Annotated in this window: 27 protein-coding genes and 1 pseudogene; 13 read left to right on the top strand and 15 right to left on the bottom strand. The window is 62.8% G+C overall.

Translation table 11 applies throughout. From position 1 onward, the window contains the following. Window positions 1–6: 6 nt before the first annotated feature. The 5 genes from GGR48_RS12650 to GGR48_RS12630 all read right to left on the bottom strand — a co-directional run bounded on the left by GGR48_RS12650 (window position 7) and on the right by GGR48_RS12630 (window position 5,325). The gene (locus GGR48_RS12650) at window positions 7–1,017 is read right to left on the bottom strand and encodes a polysaccharide biosynthesis protein (protein ID WP_183952249.1); all 1,011 of its coding nucleotides are present in this window, start codon (window positions 1,015–1,017) and stop codon (window positions 7–9) included. A gap of 54 nt (window positions 1,018–1,071) precedes the next feature. After that, on the bottom strand, window positions 1,072–2,184 hold the full coding sequence (locus tag GGR48_RS12645; protein ID WP_183952248.1) for a DegT/DnrJ/EryC1/StrS family aminotransferase: 1,113 nt from the start codon (window positions 2,182–2,184) through the stop codon (window positions 1,072–1,074). 4 nt (window positions 2,185–2,188) lie between these two features. Next, window positions 2,189–3,229, bottom strand: a complete 1,041-nt coding sequence (locus GGR48_RS12640; RefSeq protein ID WP_221211505.1) for a DegT/DnrJ/EryC1/StrS family aminotransferase — start codon at window positions 3,227–3,229, stop codon at window positions 2,189–2,191. 68 nt (window positions 3,230–3,297) lie between these two features. Continuing rightward, on the bottom strand, window positions 3,298–4,089 hold the full coding sequence (locus GGR48_RS18440) for a GNAT family N-acetyltransferase (RefSeq protein WP_183952247.1): 792 nt from the start codon (window positions 4,087–4,089) through the stop codon (window positions 3,298–3,300). 39 nt (window positions 4,090–4,128) lie between these two features. Beyond that, the gene (locus GGR48_RS12630) at window positions 4,129–5,325 is read right to left on the bottom strand and encodes a sugar transferase (RefSeq protein ID WP_338110552.1); all 1,197 of its coding nucleotides are present in this window, start codon (window positions 5,323–5,325) and stop codon (window positions 4,129–4,131) included. 403 nt (window positions 5,326–5,728) lie between these two features. On the opposite strand from GGR48_RS12630, the gene GGR48_RS12625 reads away from it, so the two are divergent. The 5 genes from GGR48_RS12625 to rfbA all read left to right on the top strand — a co-directional run bounded on the left by GGR48_RS12625 (window position 5,729) and on the right by rfbA (window position 10,018). Next, a complete protein-coding gene (locus GGR48_RS12625) occupies window positions 5,729–6,508 on the top strand; it encodes a 2OG-Fe(II) oxygenase (protein WP_221211504.1) in 780 nt (259 codons plus the stop codon). 105 nt (window positions 6,509–6,613) lie between these two features. Then, a complete protein-coding gene (gene rfbC, locus GGR48_RS12620; RefSeq protein ID WP_183952244.1) occupies window positions 6,614–7,186 on the top strand; it encodes a dTDP-4-dehydrorhamnose 3,5-epimerase in 573 nt (190 codons plus the stop codon). A 14-nt stretch (window positions 7,187–7,200) separates the two neighbouring features. Continuing rightward, window positions 7,201–8,253, top strand: a complete 1,053-nt coding sequence (rfbB, locus tag GGR48_RS12615; protein ID WP_183952243.1) for a dTDP-glucose 4,6-dehydratase — start codon at window positions 7,201–7,203, stop codon at window positions 8,251–8,253. Further along, window positions 8,253–9,155 (top strand): dTDP-4-dehydrorhamnose reductase, encoded by a 903-nt coding sequence (gene rfbD / locus GGR48_RS12610; RefSeq protein WP_183952242.1) that lies wholly within the window; start codon window positions 8,253–8,255, stop codon window positions 9,153–9,155. Before rfbB ends, rfbD begins: the two co-directional genes overlap by 1 nt. Then, window positions 9,152–10,018, top strand: a complete 867-nt coding sequence (gene rfbA / locus GGR48_RS12605; RefSeq protein ID WP_183952241.1) for a glucose-1-phosphate thymidylyltransferase RfbA — start codon at window positions 9,152–9,154, stop codon at window positions 10,016–10,018. The genes rfbD and rfbA overlap by 4 nt, the downstream gene beginning before the upstream one ends. Window positions 10,019–10,049: 31 nt before the next feature. Here the strand turns inward: rfbA and GGR48_RS12600 are convergent, their stop codons facing one another. From GGR48_RS12600 to GGR48_RS12570, 7 genes are all read right to left on the bottom strand, one after another. Further along, on the bottom strand, window positions 10,050–10,313 hold the full coding sequence (locus GGR48_RS12600; protein WP_183952240.1) for a ribbon-helix-helix domain-containing protein: 264 nt from the start codon (window positions 10,311–10,313) through the stop codon (window positions 10,050–10,052). Further along, window positions 10,310–10,963 carry a ParA family partition ATPase gene (parA, locus tag GGR48_RS12595; protein WP_183952239.1) on the bottom strand — a complete coding sequence of 218 codons (654 nt, stop codon included), beginning with the start codon at window positions 10,961–10,963 and terminating at the stop codon, window positions 10,310–10,312. Before parA ends, GGR48_RS12600 begins: the two co-directional genes overlap by 4 nt. Window positions 10,964–11,144: 181 nt before the next feature. Beyond that, window positions 11,145–12,029 (bottom strand): helix-turn-helix domain-containing protein, encoded by an 885-nt coding sequence (locus tag GGR48_RS12590; protein ID WP_183952238.1) that lies wholly within the window; start codon window positions 12,027–12,029, stop codon window positions 11,145–11,147. A gap of 452 nt (window positions 12,030–12,481) precedes the next feature. Then, a complete protein-coding gene (locus GGR48_RS12585) occupies window positions 12,482–13,441 on the bottom strand; it encodes a replication initiator protein A (RefSeq protein ID WP_183952237.1) in 960 nt (319 codons plus the stop codon). A gap of 194 nt (window positions 13,442–13,635) precedes the next feature. Then, window positions 13,636–13,929 (bottom strand): hypothetical protein, encoded by a 294-nt coding sequence (locus tag GGR48_RS12580; RefSeq protein WP_183952236.1) that lies wholly within the window; start codon window positions 13,927–13,929, stop codon window positions 13,636–13,638. 40 nt (window positions 13,930–13,969) lie between these two features. Beyond that, window positions 13,970–14,932, bottom strand: a complete 963-nt coding sequence (locus GGR48_RS12575; protein WP_183952235.1) for a tyrosine-type recombinase/integrase — start codon at window positions 14,930–14,932, stop codon at window positions 13,970–13,972. A gap of 65 nt (window positions 14,933–14,997) precedes the next feature. Next, entirely contained in the window at window positions 14,998–15,747 is a 750-nt protein-coding gene (locus GGR48_RS12570) for a glutaredoxin family protein (RefSeq protein WP_183952234.1), read from the bottom strand. A 295-nt stretch (window positions 15,748–16,042) separates the two neighbouring features. On the opposite strand from GGR48_RS12570, the gene GGR48_RS12565 reads away from it, so the two are divergent. Both GGR48_RS12565 and GGR48_RS12560 read left to right on the top strand, forming a co-directional pair. After that, on the top strand, window positions 16,043–17,086 hold the full coding sequence (locus GGR48_RS12565) for a mannose-1-phosphate guanylyltransferase/mannose-6-phosphate isomerase (protein WP_183952233.1): 1,044 nt from the start codon (window positions 16,043–16,045) through the stop codon (window positions 17,084–17,086). A gap of 117 nt (window positions 17,087–17,203) precedes the next feature. Next, window positions 17,204–17,608, top strand: coding sequence for a MerR family DNA-binding protein (locus GGR48_RS12560; protein ID WP_183952232.1), 405 nt, complete (start codon window positions 17,204–17,206; stop codon window positions 17,606–17,608). 103 nt (window positions 17,609–17,711) lie between these two features. Here GGR48_RS12560 and GGR48_RS12555 read toward each other — a convergent pair whose 3' ends face one another. Further along, window positions 17,712–17,960 (bottom strand): tetratricopeptide repeat protein, encoded by a 249-nt coding sequence (locus GGR48_RS12555; RefSeq protein WP_183952231.1) that lies wholly within the window; start codon window positions 17,958–17,960, stop codon window positions 17,712–17,714. 30 nt (window positions 17,961–17,990) lie between these two features. Then, window positions 17,991–18,422 carry a tetratricopeptide repeat protein gene (locus GGR48_RS12550; protein ID WP_183952230.1) on the bottom strand — a complete coding sequence of 144 codons (432 nt, stop codon included), beginning with the start codon at window positions 18,420–18,422 and terminating at the stop codon, window positions 17,991–17,993. A 197-nt stretch (window positions 18,423–18,619) separates the two neighbouring features. Here GGR48_RS12550 and GGR48_RS12545 point away from each other — a divergent pair, with 197 nt between their 5' ends. From GGR48_RS12545 to GGR48_RS12530, 4 genes are all read left to right on the top strand, one after another. Next, a complete protein-coding gene (locus GGR48_RS12545) occupies window positions 18,620–19,972 on the top strand; it encodes an ABC1 kinase family protein (protein WP_183952229.1) in 1,353 nt (450 codons plus the stop codon). Window positions 19,973–20,132: 160 nt separating this feature from the next. Next, window positions 20,133–20,321, top strand: a complete 189-nt coding sequence (locus GGR48_RS12540; RefSeq protein WP_221211503.1) for a hypothetical protein — start codon at window positions 20,133–20,135, stop codon at window positions 20,319–20,321. Beyond that, a complete protein-coding gene (locus tag GGR48_RS12535; RefSeq protein ID WP_183952227.1) occupies window positions 20,297–21,013 on the top strand; it encodes an SOS response-associated peptidase family protein in 717 nt (238 codons plus the stop codon). Before GGR48_RS12540 ends, GGR48_RS12535 begins: the two co-directional genes overlap by 25 nt. 19 nt (window positions 21,014–21,032) lie before the next feature. Further along, window positions 21,033–22,268: an MFS transporter gene (locus tag GGR48_RS12530; RefSeq protein ID WP_183952226.1), complete on the top strand. Its 1,236-nt coding sequence runs from the start codon at window positions 21,033–21,035 to the stop codon at window positions 22,266–22,268. On the opposite strand, the gene GGR48_RS18405 is transcribed toward GGR48_RS12530, so the two are convergent. Beyond that, on the bottom strand, window positions 22,265–23,251 hold the full coding sequence (locus GGR48_RS18405) for a helix-turn-helix domain-containing protein (protein ID WP_183952225.1): 987 nt from the start codon (window positions 23,249–23,251) through the stop codon (window positions 22,265–22,267). The genes GGR48_RS12530 and GGR48_RS18405 overlap by 4 nt on opposite strands. Window positions 23,252–23,378: 127 nt before the next feature. Between GGR48_RS18405 and GGR48_RS12520 the strand changes: the two genes are divergently transcribed. Both GGR48_RS12520 and GGR48_RS12515 read left to right on the top strand, forming a co-directional pair. Next, on the top strand, window positions 23,379–23,729 hold the full coding sequence (locus tag GGR48_RS12520; RefSeq protein ID WP_183952224.1) for an antitoxin Xre/MbcA/ParS toxin-binding domain-containing protein: 351 nt from the start codon (window positions 23,379–23,381) through the stop codon (window positions 23,727–23,729). A gap of 161 nt (window positions 23,730–23,890) precedes the next feature. Beyond that, a pseudogene (locus tag GGR48_RS12515) lies at window positions 23,891–24,402 on the top strand (transposase); the annotation flags it as partial. Window positions 24,403–24,476: the final 74 nt, after the last annotated feature.

Here is a 24,476-nt window from a genome sequence, read left to right as displayed (position 1 = left end):
TTCAAATCACGCCCTCAGCGCGGCTTGGACATAAGGAAGCGTCAGCAGCAATTCCTTGGTCTCGTTCACGTCCAAGCGATGGGTGTTATGCGACGTGTAATCGTCAATCTCGTTAAGCGCCTGCGACCCCTCGGAGATGTAGAGCTCATAGTTGAGATCGCGATTATCAGCTGGAACCCGCCAATAGCGCCCCATGTCGTCGGCTTTCGCCATTTCTTCACGCGAGACAAGCGTTTCGTACAGCTTTTCTCCATGGCGCGTACCCAGTATACCGGTGTTAAGCGGCACTTTGAAGAGCTCGCTAATGGCTATTGCCAAAGTTTCAATGGTACAGGCTGGTGCCTTTTGAACGAAAATATCACCCTGCTGTCCGTTCTGAAAAGCATGAAGTACTAGGTCGACCGAGTCTTCGAGCGACATCATAAAACGGGTCATGGCCGGGTCCGTGATCATCATCGGCTGGCCGCTCTTCAGCTTCTCAATAAACAGCGGGATAACCGATCCACGCGACGCCATAACATTGCCATAGCGGGTTGCGCAGAGCACCGGACCGTCCGAACCGATCGCACGGGCATGCGACACCAGCACCTTTTCGGCCATCGCCTTTGAGATGCCCATTGCGTTGATGGGGTACACGGCCTTGTCCGTGCTAAGCAGGACGACCCGCTTCACACCATTGTCGATCGCAGCGCGCACGACATTGTCCGTACCCGTCACATTGGTACGGACCGCTTCCATCGGATAAAATTCGCAGGACGGAACCTGCTTCAAGGCGGCGGCATGGAAGACATAATCGACGCCGCGCATTGCCGTATTGATCGACTGCGGATCGCGCGTATCGCCGATGACGAACTGAACCTTCGAGCTCTTCAGGGCGATCCGCAGATCTTCCTGCTTTTTTTCGTCGCGTGAGAATACGATGATCCGGCGCACGCCGGTTTCGATGAAGCGGCTCAGCACCGTTGTTCCAAAAGATCCGGTGCCACCGGTTATCATCAATGTCTTGCCGTCGAGCATTTTCGTTCCCCTTGCCGCATATCAGCGGCATTGATTTCTTACGGTAGCGATGCGTTACCGCCCCTTAGCATCCGCGCCCACAACGTCCACGATCCGTGCCAGATCGTCTTGCGATAACCACCAACCGGCCGGTAGCGCGAACATCTCACGTTCCATCACATCCGTACCCGGCAGATCGCGAGACACCGCATTGAAACCACTATAGCGATCATTGCGATGGTGGAGGCGAGAGCATTGAATGCCGCTTGCCTTAAGCCGACCCATCAGCGCATCCCGACGCGGGCTACGTACTAGCGCGACCCAGAAGACGCTGTGCGCACCTTCGACCTCTTCAATAAATTGGAAGTCGCCAATACCACTAAGCGCCTCACGGATGTCTCGCACGTTCTGTCGATTGCGGTCGACACGCTCGTCCAGATCCTCGCAGCCCTGTAGGGCGAGCACCGCATTGACATGCGACAAGGAAGCCGACACCCCAATCTCGGGTACGTCCAGCAACGGATCAATCTCACCATCGGGGGTACGAAACCGCACCGTGTCGATACCAAAACGTCGCAGACGTCGTGCGCGGGTCTCATTTTCCGGCCGACAGACAAGCGCCCCCCCCTCGATCCCGTTGAGCTGACGGTTCGGGTAGAAGGACAGGATCGCCTGGTCGCCAAAGATACCTGCGGGCTGGCCGTTCCATCGGGCACCCAGCGCATTGTTTGCGTCCTCAATCAGAGGCAGGCTGGCATCGTCGCACAATTGCCTCAACGCGGCGAGATCGCCAACATAGCCCGCCACATGGTAAATCACTACCGCCCGTGTTTTGGGACCGATGCAGGCTGCAAGATCGCCGAGATCAACCACAGCCGTCCGCGGATCGACGTCGACCCAGACGGGTGTTGCACCGACCATGGCAATCGCGCTGTTCGACGACATGCAGTTCAGGGCCAGTGTTACGACTTCGTCACCCGGGCCGACACCGACCAACCTCAAAGCCAAGCAAAGGGCTTGGGTCATATCGCTGGTCGCCACGACCGGACGACCGTTGAACCTGTTGCTCAGTCGCGCCTCGAGCGCACCGACGCCCGGCCCCGCAGCAAGAGCTCCGGAGTGCCATAGCGGATCCAGAGCGGCGAGTCGTGTTGAATCGACACGACAATCGAATAGCGGGATCGACATCGACTTATCCCTTTCGCAAGGCCGTCACGATTCGCTCACGATCATCGTCACCGACCCACCAGCCACATGGAATGTGGACGAGACGCCGGTAGAAAATGTCCAGCCCCGGCAATTCGCGGCGATAGGGCGCGAACACCGAATGGAAGTGGTTGGGCCGATGCAGTTTCGATGCCGTCACCCCAATACCCGCCATGCAACGCTCGACCGCGTCTGAGTCGTCAGCCAGCAGAGTATAGAGCCAATAGCTTGGCTCGCTACCAGCCTCGATGGCCACAACCGACAGGCCGGAAATATTGGACAGTTCGGCATCAAAAAACCGACCATTGTCGATGTGCCGCGCGATCGCAGGCTGGATCACATCCAATTGCGTCAAGCCGATCGTCGCAGTGACGTTGTTCATGTTATACTTGTAGCCAGCCTGCGTAATGTCAACTTCGGTCCGCGGCACGCCCTTTTCGAGGCCAAACCACCGCAGCTTGCGCGCCGAACGGAGACGCGTCGGATCGCGCAGAACCAACATGCCGCCGTCCACGGTGGTCATGTGCTTGATCGCTTGGAACGAGAATATCGCCGCATCACCAACGGTGCCGATCGGTGCATCGCCATACCGCGCGCCCAACGCGTGAGCACAGTCCTCGATCAGCGCGACACCCTTTCGATCCGCGATCGCACGGATCTCAGCCAAGGGCACAGGATAGCCCGCATAGTGCACGATCAGGATCGCACGGGTCTTCTCGGTGATCGCCGCTTCAACCGAAACCGGATCCAAGTTGCCTGTATTCGGATCGACATCAGCAAAGACTGGAATGGCACCGACCTGCAGGATGGTGGTGTTGGTCGGTTCGGCAGTCATTGACGTCGTGACGACTTCATCGCCCGGCTGCACACCGCATTCCAGTAGAGCGACATGCAAGGCCGCAGTACCGCTTGCCATGGCTAGGACATTCGAAAGTCCGAACTGCTCGGCAAAACGATGCTCAAATTCGTAGACGGCTTCGCCTTCACCGATCATTCCGCTGTAGAGGACGTTCTCGAGAGCGGTCATCAACCGCGCACGGTCGGGCAAATGAACTTTCACGACAGGTAATATGGTTCCCGACATCAAAAATTCTTTCAAATACGGTAGATCGTTGGAACATCTTGGGGAACAAAAGCCATATCCTGGCATCTAGCCATAGTAAACGCTCCTGGAACCTCCGATATTCTATATCTATGTATAGATAAAACGTAGGCAAACGGGTCGGCACCCATCAGATTAACCGACCATTCTTCATGTCCCGCCGCATGGAGCAAATCTGCGACGGCAACTGCTTCTCCATTCCAATCCAATAGGGTTACGCCTCGCGGCCCCTTTGCGCATACGGCGGTAGCCTGATCGGACGAGTAACGGGTCGCCGATGTCGCGAATGCTGGCAATCCATTGGCAGTGCCGAGAGCGGGCCAGTCCTCAACATGTATACTGTCTCGACTGGGAGCGGCGCCAGTGCCCCGCTTTACGTGAACGAAACGATCGCGTTGGATCGTGGCATAGCCCCGACCAACATAAACCTCGGGCTTACTGGTCCATAGCAGAGCTGCCTGAAAATGCTGATCATCAACCGATGCGTTAAGCGCTTCCATCAACATTCGGCCAAGCCCATGACCACGCCGGGATTGATCAACACACACATACCCGACCATGGCTACCCCGGCCTGCGGGGCAGGCCGAATGATGGCGGTTGCAACGACCGCCCCTGCGTCGAGTACCATGACTGACCGGGTATCAGAATCGCAATACCACGGCAGATGCTGTTCGAAGGTCGTACCGCGCCCTGCCTCCAAAAAAAAGCTTCGCCAGATCAGGCTACGTGCACCATCCGGCACACCTTGCTGAATCCGCAATGACAGAGGAGATAATGCTGACATATCAGCTAACCCTATTTCCCGGCACTTGCCAATACCGGCTCACTTCGCACCAAAGCCGGTCAACATCGTGCTGATCGTTCGCCCAACAATTAAAATATCAATCCATGGGGAAAATTGCCGGATGTAATAGAAGTCATAATAAAGCTTGTCTTTTACGTCCGAAACTTCGGCAACATGCCCCTGATTAACCTGAGCCCACCCAGTCAGTCCGGGCCTGACGATGTGCCGATATCTGTAAAAGGGAATTTCCGCTTCATACCATTCGGAAAGTACCCGCGCCTCAGGGCGTGGGCCGATCCAGCTCATCTCGCCTTTTAAGATGTTGAGTATCTGCGGCAGTTCGTCGATCCGGGACTTGCGCAGGAAATGCCCGATGCGGGTAATCCGCGCATCCGCAGATTTTGTCTTGGCAGCATCGAGAGCGCCGGCTGTGGGCTTGTCCGACACCATAGTCCGGAATTTGTAGACTGTGAACGGAACACCCCGATAGCCAATGCGGATTTGGCGGAAGATTGGTGACCCGGGAGAGTCCAGGCGTATCGCGATGGCTAACACGATGAGCAGCGGTGCCAGAATGATCGCCATGACAGCGGCCATGATCCAATCACCGATATGCTTGACGGTCATGAATGCCGAGACTGGCGATAGAGTCCCAAAGCTGTTTTCGGACAGATGCTCCAGTTGGACCATACCGGTGATGGATTCAGCCAGATGCTTGGTATGATAAACTGGAACACCCTGCAGTGCATAATCCGCGAGCTTGCGATCCCAATCCGCCGACAGATCGACGCGCAGGTCGGCAGTGATTGCGTGCAATCCTGAAATATCCTGATCCGGGCTAGTCAGGACCACCCAGCGAACGCCGCTAAGTGGCAAAAGCCCCTCGAAGTCCCCTTCTGGTACAACACCGATCGAAAATGTCTGACGCCGAACGGCGATGACATGCAGCCCCATGAACCAGATCAGGACCAGCACGAAACCGACGATCAACAGCACGCGACTATAGGACAGGCGAGCGAATATGACCGCGATCAGCATGAGGCCATAGGATATGCCGAAGGAAGGCAATGTATACGCGCTAGCCTCGACGCCCGGATACTGGCTGATGCTGCGCAACAACACAACGCCGAGCAACATGGCCGCAACGCCGTAAGCCCAGGTAGCCAGCACCACATGGAGGTCGACGAACGCCTTGGGGTTCAAGCCCCAGAGCAACAGGAAGGGCAGCAGTGTCACGACCAGCGCACCCCCAATCTGATACCGAAGGCGCAACCAACCCGCCCCCACGCCGCGAACACCTGCATATCTCATGAGATCGAACGTTCTTCCGCCTTGCAGTCGTGGCAGATAGCCACCGCTATCCCATGCAAAATACCAGAGGCCGTCAGCACGTGGCTTACCTGGTAACCGTTGGCCGATGGGGTGCTATCAATTATGGACCGTCTAGCAAACACCCCTTAACCTGACAAGCGACAGCCCTATGGCTGGCCTAACGCCTTGCTATTAAGTGCGTGCATTCAGGAAGCTTGATCGTCTAAAGACAGGCGTTTCTCCGCTTAAGGAGAGCCTTTGCCGACTAAAACAAAATGGTGACTCTATGACCACCCGACGCGAGATTGCTGATATCGTCGTACGCCGCATGACCGATGAAAAGGAGCGGATGGCCGAGCAATATGCCGTCTCACGTGACGGCATTGGCCACTTCTATATCGATGATCTCCTACCAAAGGAAATGGCGCTTGCGATTCACCGTCAATTTCCTAAGCCAGAAACTATGAAGCTCAAGAAGACGCTTCGGGAATACAAGTATATTGCTGCCCAGATGGATCAGTATGACCCTATTCTGGAAGAAAGTGTTTACGCATTTCAAGACGAACGCGTTGTTGAGTTAGTCAAAGACATATGTGGCATGGCATCGGCATATCCCGACGTTCACCTCTATGCCGGTGGCATTTCGATGATGGGCAAGGATCAATACCTTAATCCACATCTTGACAACTCACATGACAAGGATCGCAATCGCTGGAGAGTCTTGAACCTTCTATATTACGTCACGCCGGACTGGGATGAGCCGAATGGCGGCAATCTCGAGCTATGGCCAAACGGCGTGGAAGGCGGCCAGACAACCATACACAGCCGTTTCAATCGCCTGGCGGTCATGGCGACGCACAATAATTCCTGGCACTCGGTTAGTCCGATCAAGGCCGACGGTTTCCGTTGTTGTGTATCCAATTATTATTTCGCCGACGAAGCGCTGCGTTCGGATGATAGCTTCCATGTTACCTCGTTCCGTGGGCGCCCCGAACAAAAGGTTCGCGACATGGTGCTTCGTGCCGACGCGGGTGCCCGTATGGCTATCCGCAAAGTCTTTACAAAGGGCGTGACCGAAGCAGACCACGTCTACAAGCGGGATCAGTAAAAAAAGGCTGGTCGGTCCTCATACCATGAGAACCGACCAAGTCGATTGATCTGCGCGATTGGATGGCCCTTTCAGGGTGACGGGGCAGAGAACAAATATTAGCGAATGTCCATGATTGAAAATCCCATCCAACTCATTCGCCCCAAGCGCTTTGGTGATGCGCGGGGCTGGTTTACGGAGGTCCACTCCGTTCCAGCCTTCGCCGCGCTTGGCATCACCTGCACTTTCGTGCAGGACAACCACTCCTATTCCGCCCCCGCCCTCACCCTACGCGGGCTGCATTTCCAGACGCCGGATCGCGGTCAGGACAAGCTGGTGCGCTGCATACGCGGACGGATATATGACGTGGCGGTCGATGTGCGACGGGGCTCGCCGACCTATGGCCAGTGGGTCGGGACCGAACTGTCGGCAGAGAACGGCAACCAGCTGTTCGTGCCCATCGGCTTTGCCCACGGCTTCCTCACGCTCGAACCCGACTGCGAAGTCACCTACAAATGCTCGGACACCTATGCACCGCAGAATGACGGCGGCATTCGCTGGGATAGCGTCGGCATCGACTGGCCGATGCCGGGCGACACCACGCCTGAGCTGAGCGACAAGGACAAGGTCCAGCCGACGCTAGCCGAGTTCGACAGCCCCTTTGCCTATGACGGCCGTCCGCTGGCCCCGCTTTCCTAAAAGGAATTCCTAAGATGCGCATCTTCATCACCGGCGGGGCCGGGTTCATCGGCTCGGCGCTCGTCCGGCATCTCATCGAAAACACGACCCATGAGGTCCTGAACTTCGACAAGCTGACCTATGCGGGTACGCTCTCGACGGTCGAGCGGGTTGCCGGCAGTGATCGCTACCGGTTCGTCCAGGGCGACATCTGCGACGCTGAGGCCGTGCGCGCCGCGATCGCCGAATTCCGCCCCGACGTCATCACCCACCTGGCGGCCGAAAGCCATGTCGACCGCTCGATCGACGGGCCGGGCGCTTTCGTCCAGACCAATGTCGTCGGCACCTATGTGATGCTGGCCGAGGCGCGCAGCTACTGGCTGAGCCTAGACGACGACGCCAAGGCCGCGTTCCGCTTCCACCATATCTCGACCGACGAGGTGTACGGCACGCTGGGCGAGACCGGCCTGTTCACCGAAGAGACGCCCTACGACCCGCGCTCGCCCTATTCGGCGTCAAAGGCGGGCTCGGACCATCTGGTCTCGGCCTGGGGGCATACCTTCGGGCTGCCGGTGCTCATCACCAACTGCTCGAACAATTACGGGCCCTATCACTTCCCCGAAAAGCTGATCCCGCTGATGATCGCCAAGGCACTCGATGGCGAGAAGCTGCCCATCTACGGCAAGGGCGACCAGGTACGCGACTGGCTGTATGTCGAGGACCACGTCCGCGCGCTGCAGGCGGTGTTCGAGCGGGGTGAGCCGGGCCGCACCTACAATGTCGGCGGGCATAACGAGCGCCAGAATATCGAGGTCGTGAAGACGCTCTGCGCGATCCTGGACGAATTGCGCCCGCGCGCCGACGGCCGCCCCTATGCCGAGCAGATGACCGAGGTTGCCGACCGTCCGGGCCATGACAAGCGCTATGCGATCGACGCGTCGCGCATCGGTGCCGAGCTCGGCTGGGCCCCGGACGAGACGTTCGAGACGGGCATCCGCAAGACGGTCGAATGGTATCTGGCCAACGAGGCCTGGTGGCGTCCGCTGGTCGCCGCCAAGGCGTCCGAGCGTCGCGGCGTGGCCGCCTGATGTCGGGCACCAGCCCACGCGCCATCCTGGTGACGGGCGCCGGAGGTCAGCTCGGCACCGAACTGCAGCGCTGCGCCTGGCCGCAAGGCTATGAGATCGTGGCGATCGACCATGACACGCTCGACCTGCGCGATGCGGGCGCGATCGCGGCCATGGTCGCCTCGCGTCCCATCGCCGCGGTCATCAATGGCGCGGCCTATACCGCGGTCGATAAGGCCGAAAGCGATGTGGTGACCGCCTGGGCCGTCAATGCGATGGCCCCGGCCGCCTTTGGCGAGGCCTGTGCGAAGGCGGGCATCCCGCTCGTCCAAGTATCGACCGACTATGTCTTTGCCGGGGACCGTCAGGGCGCCTGGGAGGTGAACGATCCGGTCGCACCGCTGGGCGTTTACGGGGCGTCCAAGCTGGGCGGCGAGCTGGCGGTGCGCACCTCGGGTGCACGCCATGCCATCGTCCGCACCGCCTGGGTCGTGTCGGCGCATGGCCACAACTTCATCAAGACGATGCTGCGGCTGGCCGAGACTCGCGACACGCTGTCGGTGGTCGCCGATCAATATGGTGCGCCGACGAGCGCGGCCGATCTGGCGAATGTGCTGATGAGGATCACACTGCGATTGGTCGAGGACGAGGACGCCCCCACCGGCACCTTCCACTTCAGCAATGCGGGCGCGATCAGCTGGGCCGATTTCGCCACCGAAATCTTCCGCCAGTCGGCCTTGCGCGGCGGTCCCTCGACCATGGTCGTGCCGATCCCCAGCAGCGACTATCCCACCCCTGCGGCCCGGCCGGCCAATTCGCGGCTGAGCCACAACGCCATCCACGCCGCTTACGGCATTGCTCCGCGCGACTGGCAGGTGGCCCTCAGCGACATTCTCGACGAATTGATCGGAGCCACGAAATGAAGGGTATCATCCTAGCCGGAGGCTCGGGCACCCGGCTTCACCCGGCCACCCTGGCGGTCAACAAGCAGCTGTTGCCGGTCTATGACAAGCCGATGATCTATTATCCGCTCAGCGTCCTGATGCTGGCGGGGATTCGCGACATCCTGATCATCTCGTCGCCGGAGTTTCTCGACAATTATCGCCGCCTGTTCGGTGACGGATCGGCGTTCGGCCTGACCATGTCCTATGCCGAACAGCCCAGCCCCGATGGCTTGGCGCAGGCCTTCACCATCGGCGCGGACTTCATCGGTGACGACAACGTCGCGCTGGTGCTGGGCGACAACATCTTCTTCGGCGCACACCTGACCGATCTCTTGGCCAGTGCGGTCGCGCGGCCGAAGGGCGCGACCGTGTTCAGCTACCGCGTCGAGGACCCCGAGCGCTACGGCGTGGTCGAGTTCGGCGAAGGCGGCCGCGCGGTCAGTCTGGAGGAAAAGCCTGCTCATCCCAAGTCCAATCATGCGGTGACTGGGCTGTACTTCTACGATAATCGCGTCGTCGAATTCGCTCGCAATCTGAAGCCTTCTGCGCGCGGTGAACTAGAGATCACCGACCTCAACCGCCTCTACATGGAGGCGGGGGACCTCTTCGTCGAACAGATGGGCCGTGGTTATGCCTGGCTCGACACAGGTACGCATGACAGCCTGCTGGAAGCCGGAGAGTTCGTCCGGACGCTGCAGCATCGCCAAGGCGTCCAAGTCGCCTGTCTGGAAGAGATCGCCTATGAAATGGGCTTCATCTCGGGCGATCAGGCCCGGGAAGCCGGTGAACGGTTCAAGAAGACGGCCTATGGTCGGGCGATCCTGAACGCGATCAAGAATTGAATATGTGAAGGGAGCGGCACGGCCGCTCCCTTCACTCTCCTACCGGGCTTTCCCCATATTTTCTGAGCACATCGTTAAAAGCCTCAGCCATCAGCGCTTGAAGGCTTCGACCTTGGCGTCGCGCCATCATATGCATCGCCAGCGACATGTCGGGCGTGAAAAAGCCTGCAATCTGTTTGCGGCCTTCACGGCTGGCGGGGCGCGGTGCCTTGTCTTCGGTCGATGCGATGGGAGGGATTTGCGCAACTGGCGCAGCGCGATCCCGCAGATTGGCGAAGCTGGGTTTGCGGCTCATGCGATAACTTTCTTGAAACGGGGGGCAGGCAGGTCGAGCTGTCGACATGTCCACTTGTAGAGTTCACGGATTTCCTCGGCCGCCTTGCCTGCCGGTTCGGTTTCCATGACGGTGCGCCCCTCCGCCGAGGCGTGGCGGTACGCGGCGCGGTCGGGGATCAGGATCGGGCATGGCGGAGTGCCATAGCTTTCGACCAGCTCGCCCGCCTCGGCATAGACGCGTGGGGCGTTGGGGTTGCCGGCGGTGAACACCACGAAGGCGGGTTTGCGGAGCAGCTGGACCAATTTGGCGGTCGTCTGGATCGCCGAGAGGTCGAAGGCGCTCGGGCGGCAGGGGATCAGCACTAGGTCGGCTGTTTCGACTGCGGCGCGGGCGGCGCTGTCGGCGTGGGGGGGCGTGTCGATGACGATCAGCTTGGCCCCCTGCCCCCTGGCCTGTTCCACCTTGGCGGCAAGGCGCGGGGGTGGGCTGTCGATGACTTCGGGGGGCGCGTCCTGGCGCCAGGACGCCCATTGGCTGGCGGTCGCCTGGGGATCGGTGTCGATGATGAGCGACACCTGTCCCGCCTCCTGTCCTGCGGCGGCAAGATGGATGGCCAGGGTCGTTTTTCCCGCACCGCCCTTTTGGCTGATGATCGCGATTGTCGGCATGTCATATGGACTACATGTCGACAGGCCGACGTGTCGAGAATGAATCGACATAAGAGCGACCGGTCATTGCTATTTCTACCTTCCATTTCCACACGACCTTGCGCGGCGAAAGACCGGCTGGCGTATCCGCTTGCTCCTCCTAGGGAGCATGGCGACGGCGAAGCCGGCGCTTCCTGGCGGTTCAGCAGACTGTACCGTTCGTGGCGCTTATTTCGCTCAATCCTCGATGAGAAAATGGCGTCTCACCCGACAAGGGTGAGGCATCAGTCTCTCTTTCAAATAAGTTGGGAAGGGGTTCAGGATTAGTGTGAGACTCTCGCACTGGCGTCTGTCGATCGAGGGCCCCACCCAGCCGAGCCAGTACACGGCCCAGCGCTCCGCCCACGGTGAACCGCGCCAATTCGCGGCATGTCAGTTGCGCCTTGAGCCGTTCCTGCTCCTCGGCCTGCTCGGCCACATGCTGAAGGGCATCGTCGGGAACCGGGGCGGGGCGGAGCCAGCGGGGCAACAGCGATAACAGCCGCTTGGGCACCACCGGGCGATAGGCGTTGGAGGTCTGTTCCCAGCGCGGCCCCGGCCCCTCCCCTTCCACCCGCCGGAACCGGCGCTGGCGGACGAGGAAGCCAGCATCCTCCAGGATCTGGAGCGCACGCGCGACGGTGGCGCGGCCGAGCGCGGTCGCGGCCGCCAGGCGGTCATAGCTGGGATAGACGCGACCCGCATTGAGCCGGGCGAGCGTGCACAGCTCCTCATAGACCCGCACGGCACCCGCCGTCAGGCTGGCCAGCGCCTGTTCGGGGCCGGTCAGCGCCCTGCCCTGCCCCCGCGCCTCGCGCTTGATCCGCCGACCGGCATCGAGCGCGGTGCGCGCCATGCGGATCAGCCGGTCGCATTCCCCCTTGGCCGGCGTGGCGAAGAACATGTCCTCGAACGTCCCCGCCTCGATGCTGTCACGGCGGACACGCGCGCCGGTGCGATGGCCCACGCGCACAGATGTCCCCGATCGCGTGGCCGCGGCCTGCGCAAGCGCGCGCGTCGTCGCTTCACCAAAGGTGAACGCCGTCATCTTCCTTCCCCTTATTTCCGGGGCCGGACCAAAAAAAGACGAGAAAGGGCGTGGCGCGAAGCGCGCATCCTTGAACCGCAGGGGCGACAGGCGTATCAGGAGGGGGTGTGTGATGCCCCGGATCGACGTTTGGCGACGTCGCTCCTGTAATACCTGGGATGCCCGGCCTTCGTGCCGGGCTTTCCTTTATGTGGTCACGACCGCTCCCATATGCTGCCTTCACAGGTCTCGACCCGCGATATGGGTTAACCTTGCAGTAAATCTCCAACAAAGTAAGCCGTGACGATTCGTGCTTTCGAGTATGAATTCAAAAAAACAGCGCTCGAATCGTGAAATTCGAGCGCGTCATTCGTGCTATCGGATATGAATTCGGCGAAGCATTCGTGCTTTCGAGTATGAATTCAACCCGACAATTCGTGCTATCAAGTATGAATTGGATCGCGCCCCGCGAATCACGCCTCAATGGGCCCCGATGTGATTCGCGGCGTCTCCGAAACCTCCTCCGCCAAGGCCGGCGGACGCGCGGTCACGATCACCCGGGCAGAGGGCGCGCGCCGCCCCCGCCCCCTGCCCTCGGCGGGTTCCTCGGCCTCGACATCCTCGATGACTTCGACCTGGTAATCGGGAATGGCGTCGGCCTGCGCGATCGCCTTCATCGCGGCGCGGAAATTGGCGAGCGGGTTCTGATAGCCGATCTGAAGCCGGAAAGTCGCCAGGTCGATCTCCAGCCGCCCCTCCTCGGCGGTCGCGCGCGCGACCTCGTAGATGCGCCGTTCGACCGGGCCGAGCTGGAAATAGGCCGCCGCATAGGCCAGCACCTGCCGATCGCGCAGGATGGCGCGGTGGAGCCAGTCGCATAGCCGCACCTTGACCGCCTTCAGCCGCCGTTCGCCGGTGCGCGTCTTGGAATAATGCAGCCGCGCCTCGGACAGCCAGGAGAAGAAGCCCTCCTCCCCCTCGCCGCCCGCCTCGATATTGGTTTTGATCTGCGTGCCCTGCAGCCGCTCCAGCGCCTCGGACAGCCGCTGATAGGAGCGTGCCGAATGGTTGGAGCTCGTCACCGAGAACAGGTCGTGCGCGGTGAAGATGAAGTCCTGCCCCACCTCCTCGCCGCGCTCGATCTTCCCCGCCATCAGGCTGGCGATGTAGAGGACGATCTCCTTGTCATAGATGGTCGCCACCCCCCGCGCCGAGGGCCGGACGTCGATCGAGACATTGGCGTGATGATAGGTCAGCGGCTTCATCCACGCGGTCTTGCTGAGCGCGAAGAAGGGAAAGGCCATCAGCGAGCGCTCGCCCCGGATCTCGCTGGTCAGCGGGCTGTCGAGGTGGAACAGGTCGCCCTGCGGGCGGGCCGGCGATCGGGGGGGACTGGCGTCCTTCTTGCGCGCGGAGGTGGGCGTACGGGTCATGTTGGATTTCATACTCGAAAGCACGAACTTTGGGGAGGCCCAGCGCCCTGCCCCTTGGGAAATCAGCCTCGTGGGCGGTTGAATTCGTGCTTTCGAGTATGAATTGGGCCGGGGCCGCGGTGCTTCTATCGATGGGGTAGCATGGCGCCATCCGGCTGCGACCACCGGAAGGAAAGGCTCGACAAAGCGAGGCTTCAGTCCCGCCGGATGCGCAGGCCGGGCCCCCTGCCCCGCAAGAGCCGCAGGACCAGGACACCCAGCCAGAACCACAAGGCCGGCAGCACAGGAAAAACGGCCCCCAGCGCCAACGCGATGAACAGCGCCGGCAAGCCATAAACCGCTTGGCCATTATAATGGACCGTGCTGCCGCCCATCATGCCGATCAGCCCGAATAGCAGGCTGACGGGAAGGACCAGCGCGAGATGCGCGAGATAGGCAAAGCGCAGCACCGATCCCGCCGTCAGTCGGTTCGCCGTGACATTCTCCATACCCCACCCCCCTTTGAAGACATGTCGACAATCCGACACGTCAGATAATCACCCGCTCCACCTCATCCAGCGTCACCGTGTCCGAGCGCCGGTCATAGAGCTGGGTGGTGCGGGTGGAGGCATGGTTGGCCATCGCGGCCGCGCGCTCGAGGGTACCGCCATTCTTCAGATAGGCGGTGATCCCCGTCGCACGGAAACAATGGTTGTTGATCGCGGTACCGATCCCGGCCGCCAGCGCCCGCCGGCGGACCATCTGATAGGCATTGGCCTGGGGCAGCGGGGTCTGGGACAGCCGGCCGGTGCCGCGCGCGATGGTGCGGAACAGATAGCCCTTGCGATCCTCGGCCAGCCCGCAGCCGTCGATATAGGCGTGGAGATATTCGTCGAGATTGTGATGGCACGGCATCTCATGCCGCTTGCCGCCCTTTTCGTGCAGCCGCACCCAGAGGCGGCGGTTCTGGACGAACACATCCTCGACCCGGCACGCCAGCGCGGCGCCGACCCGCGCGAAGCTATAGACCATCAACCCGATCAACGCGCGGTCACGAAGGCCTATACATGTCGACACGTCGATACTGTCGAGCAGCTCGCGCGCCTCGATGGGATCGAGCACCGGCGTCTTGCCGCGCCGTACGCTATAGGCCGGCCCCCGTACCGAGATCGCCGGATTGGCCGGCACGACATGACAGCGGACCAGCCAGTCGAACAGATGCCGTATCCCCGCCAGTCGCTGCTTGACCGTCGGCACCGACAGTTCGCGGCCCAGTTCCTCGATCCAGGCGGCGACATGGATGGGCTCGATCTGGGGGAGGGCGACGACACCCCGCTCGGCGCACCAGGCGAGGAAGTCGGACACGCCGCGCGCATAGGAGCGCCGGGTATGGGCATTGCGGATGGTGGCGACGAAGAATTCGAGGAAATGCTTCTGCGCCCGCTCGTCCGCTGCGGCAACGATTGCGGGCAGTTGCAGCGTGGGCGAGGGGAGGGGGGACAGCCGGGCCATGAGACGGCAGCGATGCTAGCAGCCCCACAAGCCCGCCACAAGTCTACATGTCACGGTGTCGACATTCATACATGTCGGACGAGCATCCACAGCGCCATGCCGATCATCATCAGATTTTCGGTCAGCGACAGAAAGCCCAACGGCACGTTGCTCGATCCGCCGACACAAGCGCATTTCAGTTCGCGCCGGTCGATATAGACCGCCTTGATGACTGACACCGCGCCGATGCCACCGATGACCAGCGCGATCGGCACCGAGGCCCAGACCGCCACGCCGGCAATCATCAGGATGCCGGCCAGCCCTTCGGCAAAGGGATAGACATAGGAATAGCGGACCCAGCGCTTCGCGAGCAGGTCGTAGTTCAGGAACATGGTTGCGAAGCTCTCGACATTCTGGAGCTTCAGCAGCGCCAGCACCGCCATGCTGAACGCGACGAACCATTCGGCCGCGCGGGAAGTGAAGGGCGTCGCATAGACCGCTTGCGACGCCGCCAGCGCCATCAGCGCGGTCATGGCGAACAGCGCCACTACCGGGCGATAGGTCGTCGCCTTCGGGTCGGCGACGCGCTTGCCGAAGAAGCGACGCAGATCGTCATAGCCGCCCACCCGCTCGCCCCCGATAAAGACCTGCGGCGTGGTCTTCACGCCATGCTCGGCCTTGAAGGCGTCGGTTTCCTCGCGGGTCCGCAAGGCATGATCCTCAACCACGTAACCCTGGCGTCGCAGCAGGTCCCTGGCCTTCAGGCCATAGGGACAGACATGCGTGTCCATCACCATGCGGTACAGGGTTGCGGTCCTGGGGGCGGCGCTGGCCATCGTTCTTCTCCGATCAGGGTGCGCATCCCATATGGCATCCGTACCATGGTACGGAGTCAATGGTAAGGCGTCTTGCCAACTTCATCATCGCCGACGATCCCGCATGTTAACACGTCGACATGTCCACTTTACATTCCGAGCGGACTGATACCCACCGTTAGAGCAAGATTGGGACAGCTAGGCGGGCAAATATCTGCGTTTCTGTTGCGCCCGCGAACCGAGCGTCGCATGACGTTTTCAACATCGAAATTGATCGCCTATTTTGCAAATGGTGCGACAACACAAGGAAGTCTCCATGAACATTTTGATCGTGCCGGTAATTCTGTCCGGCGGGTCCGGTACGCGTTTATGGCCAATGTCCCGGCCGGAAATGCCCAAGCAGTTGCTAGCGCTGACATCGGACGAGACGATGCTGCAATTGACCGCGCAGCGGACCAACACCGATGGTTTTGCAACCCCGATTGTCGTGGCGGGACAACGCCATGCCGATCTGGTCGAAAGCCAGCTGACCCAAGCAGGCACCCCGCCCCAGGCGCTGATCCTGGAACCGGTTGCCCGCAACACCGCACCCGCCATCGCACTGGCGGCTCTTGTCGCACAGCCCGAGGATGTGCTGCTGGTCATGCCATCAGATCACGTCATCGAAAATCTCGATGCATTCCACAGCGCCATTCGAGCAGCGCTACCCATGGTATCTCAAGGCTGGCTTGCCACCTTCGGCATTTCGGCGGACACGCCCGAGACAGGCTATGGCTGGATCCAGGTCGGTCGCGAGATTGCCAAGGGTGTGCATCAGGTTGCTCGCTTCGTCGAAAAGCCTCAGCTGGAACGGGCGGAAGTCATGCTCGCGCGGGGCGACTACGCCTGGAACGGCGGTATCTTCCTGTTCCGTGCCGACCGTTATCTGGAAGAACTTGGCCGGCATGCGCCGGAGATGCTCGCCGCAGCCAAAGAGGCGGTTCGTACCGCTAAGCACGACGGCAAGCGCATCTGCCCCGATGAGGCCGCCTTTGCCGCATGCCCGTCAGATTCGATCGACTATGCCGTGATGGAACGTGCCGACCGTGTTGCGGTAGTCCCTGTCGCCATGGGCTGGAACGATGTCGGCAGCTGGGATGCCCTGCACGCCATCAGTGAGCTGGACGGCTTCGGCAATGCCCATCGCGGCGAGGTGCTGGCCATCGATACCACGAACTGCCTGATCCGCACTGACGGCGTACGTGTTGCGGCGGTCGGCGTACAGGACCTGATCGTAGTCGCAAGCGGCGAAGACATCCTGATCCTGCCACGTGGACGTAGCCAGGACGTCAAGAAGCTGATTGAAGCCATGAAGCGCTAAATCACGGGGCCGATGATCCGGCCCCTTATCTCGCCGTGGTTGGCGTCCAGCGATAACAGGCTGACAAACTCTCTAGCATTTATCCGCACAAGGTCATTGGCAGGTTGGAGTAGCATCATGGCCGACTGGACGATCGCGGGGCTGGCGCGTGAGGGCGGGGTAGGGGTGGAGACGATCCGCTATTACCAACGGCGCGGCCTGCTTGGCACGCCCGAGCGACCTCAGGGGCCGGGCAGGGCGGGCCGCATCCGGCGTTATGGCGAGAAGGATGCGCGGCGGCTCCGCTTCATTCGCGCCGCGCAACAGGCAGGCTTCACGCTGGAGCAGATCGGCGCGTTGCTGGCGCTCGATGCCACCGATGACCGGGCGCAGGTGCGCGAGCTGGCGCGGGACCGGATCGCGGCGCTGGATGCGCAGATCGCCGCGTTGCAAAAGGCCCGTGCCTCGCTCGACCATCTGGCGCGAGAATGTGGAAGCCGGGCTGCGGGGCCTTGCCCGATCCTGACATTCTTCGACCACTAGACATGTCAACAGTCCGACATATTGCGCGGCCACGATCACCGGTGCGGGGTGGCGAGGTATAATCGCTCATCAACCCTACACGTCGATATGTCGACATGTCGGATCAGCTCGTAGGCGAGCCTTCCTTAGCCTTGGCGCGCTGCTCGGAGATATAGCGCAACTCGTTCTGCGCCTTTGCGTCCTTGGGATCGAGCGCGAGGGCGGCGCGGTACCGCGCCTCCGCTTCGTCATAGCGATGCAGTTCGATCAGCGCATAGCCCTGACACCGCAGCGCGGCGCCCTGTTGCACGGACTTGATCCCGGGTTCGGCGATCCCGGCGTCCTCTTGCGCCCGGGTGCAGATGGCCAGCATGCGCGGCCAGTCTTTTTCCAGTCGGATCAATTAGCCATATTCGGTCCGGTACTGCGCATCCATCGGCGCCAGCGTCAGCAACCGCTCATAAATCGCCTTGGCCTCCGCAATCCGACCGAGGTCGACCAGCGCATAGCCTTTCAGATACAGCGCGGTGCAATAACCGGGCAGCAGGACGACCGCGCCAACCCTGTCCCTGGCCCCCATGCCCGCATAGAGGATCGCTTCCTGCAGCGACGTGCCGCAATAGATGCGCCGGGTTTCCGTGGCATGATCCGCCTCATAGACGGCAATGACCAGCGCAAGGCGATCGAGCGCAGCCTGGGGTCGATGCTCGCGCACCGATTGCGCGGCCGCCTCGATCTGTGGTGTCATCCGGTCCTCCAACGATGGAGGCTTGGCCGTGGATGGCGCGGGAGCCGCTTGTATCGCCAAGGCCAGCGCCGCGATCAGATACAGCATGATCCTTCCTCTCGCCCGCGCGCCCATTCGGCAGCGTGCCATACCCATAGCCCTGACATAGTGATGGATCGCTGACACGCGCGTAACATCCCACAGGAAGACATGTCGACATGTCTTCCTATCGACACCTCGATCCTCATGCTCCTGCAATTCCCCGGCCAACGGAACCAAGCCGCACACGCACCGCTATGCCGGGCATGGCGAATGACGATGACAAGCCCGGCAACGTGACCCACCGTGCCGTCCCCAGCGGACGCTTCGCCCGCGCCGGCGCGTTTGGCCGGCTAGCGGGTGGGGTCGCCGGCGGCATGCTGGCCGAGGGCGCGCGGCGTCTGGCGCAGGGCGAGCGGCCGAGGCTGGGCGATCTGGTCCTGACCCCCGGCAATGCCGCGCGCGTCGCCGACCGGCTGTCGCATTTGCGCGGTGCGGCGATGAAGCTGGGGCAGATGATCTCGATGGATGCGGGCGACCTGTTGCCGCCCGAACTCCAGACCATCCTCTCGCGCTTACGCGATCAGGCCTACCGGATGCCGCCCGCGCAGCTCGACAAGGTGCTACGCGCCGAATGGGGGGCCGACTGGCGTCGCCGCTTCCGCCATTTCGAGGCCGCACCGATGGCGGCCGCCTCGATCGGGCAGGTCCACCGCGCGACCCTGCCCGATGGCCGGGTGCTCGCGATCAAGGTCCAATATCCCGGCGTGCGCGACAGCATCGGCTCGGACGTCGACAACGTCGCGACGCTGTTGCGCGTGTCCAACCTGATCCCGCCCGCGATCGACCTCAAGCCGCTGCTGACGGAAGCCAAGACCCAGCTCGCCGAGGAGGCCGATTATATCCGCGAGGCGGACCGGATGCGCCGCTTTGCCGAGCGGCTGGCGGATGATCCGCGCTATGTCGTGCCCAGGCCGGAGATGTCGCTGACCACGCCGCTGGTGCTGGCGATGGACTATATTCCCGGCCAGCCGATCGAGACGCTGGTCGATGCCGATCAAGCGACCCGCGACGGCGCGATGACCGCGCTGATTGATCTGGTCCTGCACGAACTGTTCGATTTCGGCATGATGCAGACCGATCCCAATTTCGCCAACTACCGCTGGCAGCCCGATACCCGGCGCCTCGTCCTGCTCGATTTCGGCGCCGCGCGCGACGTGCCGCCCGAAACGGTCGCCTCCTATCGCCGGCTGATCGAGGCGGGGCTGGCGCATGACCGCGACCGCATCCGCGAGATCGCGGTGGAGACGGGTTTTCTGGGCGAGGCGGCGGTTGCCGCACACCGCCCGGCGGTCGACCGGATCATCGCCGCGATCGACGATACGATGGCGCGACCAGGTCCCTTCGACTTCGGCGACCGCGCCTTCGTACCGGTGGTCCGCGAAGAGACGCGTCCGATGATCGCCGACCGCGACACCTGGCACGTCCCGCATGTCGAGACGCTGTTCGTCCAGCGCAAGATCAGCGGCAGCGCGCTGCTCTGCGCACGATTGAAGGCGCGGGTCGATGTGCGCGGGCTGGCCGCAGCCGCGATCGGTGCGGACATACCGTCCGTTTAGTCATTCTCCGCCACCGGCGTCTCATTCGTGAGACAGTGATGTGTCCAAGATGGGCAGACGGAACCCCTTGATCTAAATTGGCTTCGTCGGGGCGATGGGGTTGTGCCCAACCACGTCCCCTTCGTCCCGCGCCATTCCTCGATCAAAGTTCCTTATCGTGATGCTGCGCTTCCCCAAGGTGTCGCTGGCGCTTCCGTTCGTGCGGACGCGCAGCTGGCGGACGGTTTTCGTCCTGTTTCGGGTCGTGACCCTGCAGGATGATCATCGCCGTCATGTCCTGCTCTGCCAATCGGTCCGGCGCCGCTATTCGGTGACGCACCGGAAATGGCTCTGGGCCAGCGTCCGGTGATCGTCGGCCCCCATCCCATGGCCGGCATGGCGCCTCCGTCGACCGAGCGCGCGACGCTGGAGCGGACGGCGAGCGAGCTGTGCCGCGATTTCGCCATTGCCCAAAGCGGGCAGGGGTCCTGGGGCGCCTGGTCGCGGTTGCAGGACCTGCGCGCCGGCGATCCCGCCTTCATCCTGCGTCAGGGTGGGGCCGGCCTCATCCTGGATACCCAGCGCTGGGACATCAGCGGGGGCGAGGCGTGCTGGCCGACCACCCAGATCTTCAGCCTGTCGCTGCCCTGGTGGCGCCGGCTGGCCGAGCGGCCCGCGCAGCGCTGCCTGATCCCGGTGACCGCCGCCTGTATCGCGCTGTCACCCTCGGGCGTGCGAAGCGGGCGTGCGGCATGGTTCACGCTGGCGGATGCGCCCCTGTTCACCGTGGCGGGGCTGTGGCGCGATCATGGCGGTGCGCGCTGTTTCGCGATGCTGGGCTGTGTAAGCGGCCATGCCCCCTGGTCCAGCCTGCCGATGATCGTCGCCCCTGAGGACCGCGCGCGGTGGCTGGACGGCGACTGGGACGACCTATCGACTTTGCAGGCCGCCTGGTCCCCCGAACGGATCCGTATCGGGCTTTCGGATGCGCCGTCCGCACCCTATGACGGGATCGACCCGATCGACGCCTGGCAACAGGATCGCGCCATGGGGGCACGCTGACAACAGGACGGAACCGGATTTGACCCGATCGGCGCCACGCAAAGGCTATGGCGTCGCGCTGCTGATGGCGCTGGTCCATATGCTGGCGGTGGGCGATCGTTTCCTGCTGTCGATCCTGATCGAGCCGATCAAGACCACGCTCAATCTGGGTGACGGTGCGATCGGCTTTGTCCAGGGGCCCGCCTTCGCGCTGGTCAACGGACTGGCGGTGATCCCGATGATCATGGCCGCGCGCCGCTGGCCGCTCGCCCGGCTGCTCGCGCTGGCGCTGCTGGGATCGAGCCTGGCGACGCTGGCCTGCGGATGGGCGGGGTCGGTCGAGGCGTTGATTGCCGCCCGGATGCTGATGGGCCTGGCGCAGGCGGCGATCGGTCCGGCTGCGATCGGTCTGATCGTCCTGACCATGACCCCGGCGCATCGCGGACGGGGCATCGCCTTCTTCACCGCCGGCGCCTCGCTGGGGCGGGGGGTGGCGATGATCGGGGGCGGGGGGCTGCTCGCGCTGTTCGCGGCGCTGGCCCCGCAAACCGGGATCGCGCCGTGGCGGCTGGTGCTGATCGTCGCGGGGCTGCTGGCGCTGCCCTTCAGCCTGACTTTGTATATCTGGCGGGAACCGGTGCGCCATGCCCGCCCCGCGACCGCACATATGGGATCGGCGCTGCGAGGAATGATCGCCGACCGGGCCGCGCTCGCGCCGCATATCCTGGCCGCCCTGTGCGGTGTCCTCGCGCTGCAATCGCTGACCAGCTGGTCGGCCAGCCTGTTGATCCGTCAGCATGGGCTGACGCCGCCCCAGGCCGGCCTGCAAGTGGGGCTGGCAATCATGCTGGCCGGGATGGCGGGGCACGGGCTGGGTGGATGGCTGTCCGACCGGCTGGGGCAGGGGGCGCGCGTCGCGCCGGGGTTGATGCTGCTGGGGCTTGGCCTGTGCGGCCTTACGCTCTGGCCGCTGACGCACAGCCCCTCGACCGCGATGGCGCTGGCCGCGCTGACGCTCGCGGTTGTCGGCCTGTCGATGGCGCTGGCCAATGCCATGATCGGGCTTCAGGCGCGGACCGACGCCGGCCTGCGGGTCGAGGCGACGGCGATCTTCCTGACGATCGTCACGCTGCTGGGCACCGCGCTCGGCCCCTGGGCGGTCGGACTGGCCAGCCAGGCGCTGGCGGGGCTGGCCGATGCGGTCGGCATGGTCTTGGGGGTGACCTGTATGCTGGGCTGCGCGGCCGCAGGGATTGCGGTTCGCCGGGCGCGTTAGTCGAGTTCGCGCATCCAGCCGTTCCAGCGCCGCGTCCCCGTCTCAACCATATCGGCCTGCGTCTGGCGCATGGTCCGGCGATAGCTGTCGGGATCGATCCCGCGATCGGCGCGAAAGGCGCGGGTCAGCGCCCCGGCATCGCCCAGCCCGTAACGGCGCGCCAGCTCGGCCAGCGGGACCACGTCCTCTCCCTCCAGCGCGCGCCGCACCGCATCCACCCGGCGCCGGCGGACATGCTGCGCGATCCCGCCAGTGCGCTGATAGAGGCGATAGAGCGTCGCGCGCGACACGCCGACCCGCTCGGCGATGACCGCACCGGTCAGGTTGGGATTGTCGATCTCGCGCTCGATCAGTTGCTCGACCGCCTCGCGCCGCAGATGATCCTGCCGCCGGGCCTCCACCGCCACGTCGCGCGGGCCGCCCAGCGCCGTGGGGAGAAGCTCGATCAGCGCACGGGCAAAGGCCCCGTCATGCCGGTCGTCGAGCGTGGACGCATGCCGAACCAACGATTGCAGGAAATCGCTCAGCATTCCCGTCTCGGGTGCCCCCACGACCAGCCCGTGCAGCGCACCCAGGCTGCCGAGCGCGGCATGGATCATGTCGCGTGCGATGCTGACGGTGATGATGTGCAGACCGTGCGCCTCGGTCCGGTGGCCGCGCCGCGTGTCGAGAAAGACGATGTCCCCCGGCCCCGCCTGCTCAAACCCGCTGCGCGCATGGCCTATCAGCGTGCCCGCCAGCACATGGTGGAGCACGATATGGTCGAACCCGTCGGCCTGCACCCGCTCCTCCCGGGCATGCGCCATGCCCGACAAATGCCGGTCGAACAGCAGCATATGGCGAAACCGCCAGCCGGTGACGCGCGCATGAAACGGTCCGTCCAGCCGCTCGACATCGGCACCCTGCGCGTAAAGCTGGCGATAGCGGGCGAAGCCGGTCTCCGCATCCATGCCCTCGCTGGAAAAAGCGATGGTTTCCTTCACCTTGGCGAGCCCGCTCCCGTTGCCGTTCCCTCTGCTGGGGGACGGGGCAGACTAGGGGCTTTCGCGCACTGTGTCGCCCTTGAAGTGCAGGCGAAAAACAAGCATATTATAGGCAAGGAGTTTGCACATGCTCGCCGCGTTTCTGGACGATATCCGCGATCACGATATGATCGCCCCGCGTCGCATGGCCGAGCGACTGCGCCTCCCGCTGACCCGGCTGGCCAAGCTGGCGCAGATCAACCGCAACACCATGGCGGCCAAGCCGGGCAGCCCGGCGGTCCAGGCGCGCCTCGGCGAGATCGCGCAGATCATCACCCGCGCGGCCGAGCTGTCGGGGGACGAGGGTCGTGCGATCATCTGGTTCCGGCACCAGCCGCTGCCCGGCTTCGGCAAGACGCCCGAGCAGCTCGTCGAGGAAGGCCATGCAGCGTTGGTCCTGCGCGACCTCGATCGCATGGCCGAAGGGGTGTATTCTTAAGGCCCGAAATGCTGCCGGTAGTAGCACGCTGGCTGATGGCCATCCAAATGACCCCGTCTTTCGCATGAGACGAATTTAGCGTCTCCGTCATGACCCATTGAGCTGCCCCCTTCTGAGTGGTCCATCGACTATGACAGTCTGGACCAGGGAAGGGACGAAGAATGCCTGCGAAGAAGCACAAGCCGGAGGAGATCATCGGCAAGCTGCGTGAGGTTGAGATCGTGCTGGGCCAAGGCGGCACGACCGCCGAAGCGTGCCGGCGGATCGCGGTCAGCGAGCAGACCTACTATCGCTGGCGCAAGGAATATGGTGGCCTGAAGACGGACCAGGCGCGTCGGATGAAGGATCTGGAGAAGGAGAACGCCCGGCTGCGGCGTGCGATTTCGGATCTGACGCTGGACAAGCTCATCCTGCAGGAGGCGGCGAAGGGAAACTTCTGAGCCCCGCACGGCGCCGGCGCTGCATCGACCAGGTCCGGGAGGTGCTGGACGTGTCCGAGCGGCGGGTATGCCGCGTGCTCGGCCAGCACCGGTCAACGCAGCGCAAGGTGCCGTGCGGGGCAGATGATGAGCAGGCGCTCACCGACGACATCGTCGCGCTGGCAAAGCAGTATGGGCGCTACGGCTACCGCCGGGTGACCGCGCTGCTGCACGCGGCGGGCTGGTCGGTGAACCACATGGCGTAATCAGGAGCGGTGCTCGTTGGGATAGCCTGTCGTCCCCTGAAGAGGAGGACGGAAGATGACCT

This window comes from Sphingomonas pseudosanguinis (assembly GCF_014196255.1).
Taxonomy (GTDB): Bacteria; Pseudomonadota; Alphaproteobacteria; order Sphingomonadales; family Sphingomonadaceae; genus Sphingomonas; species Sphingomonas pseudosanguinis.
This window is presented reverse-complemented; position numbering and strand designations above follow the sequence as displayed.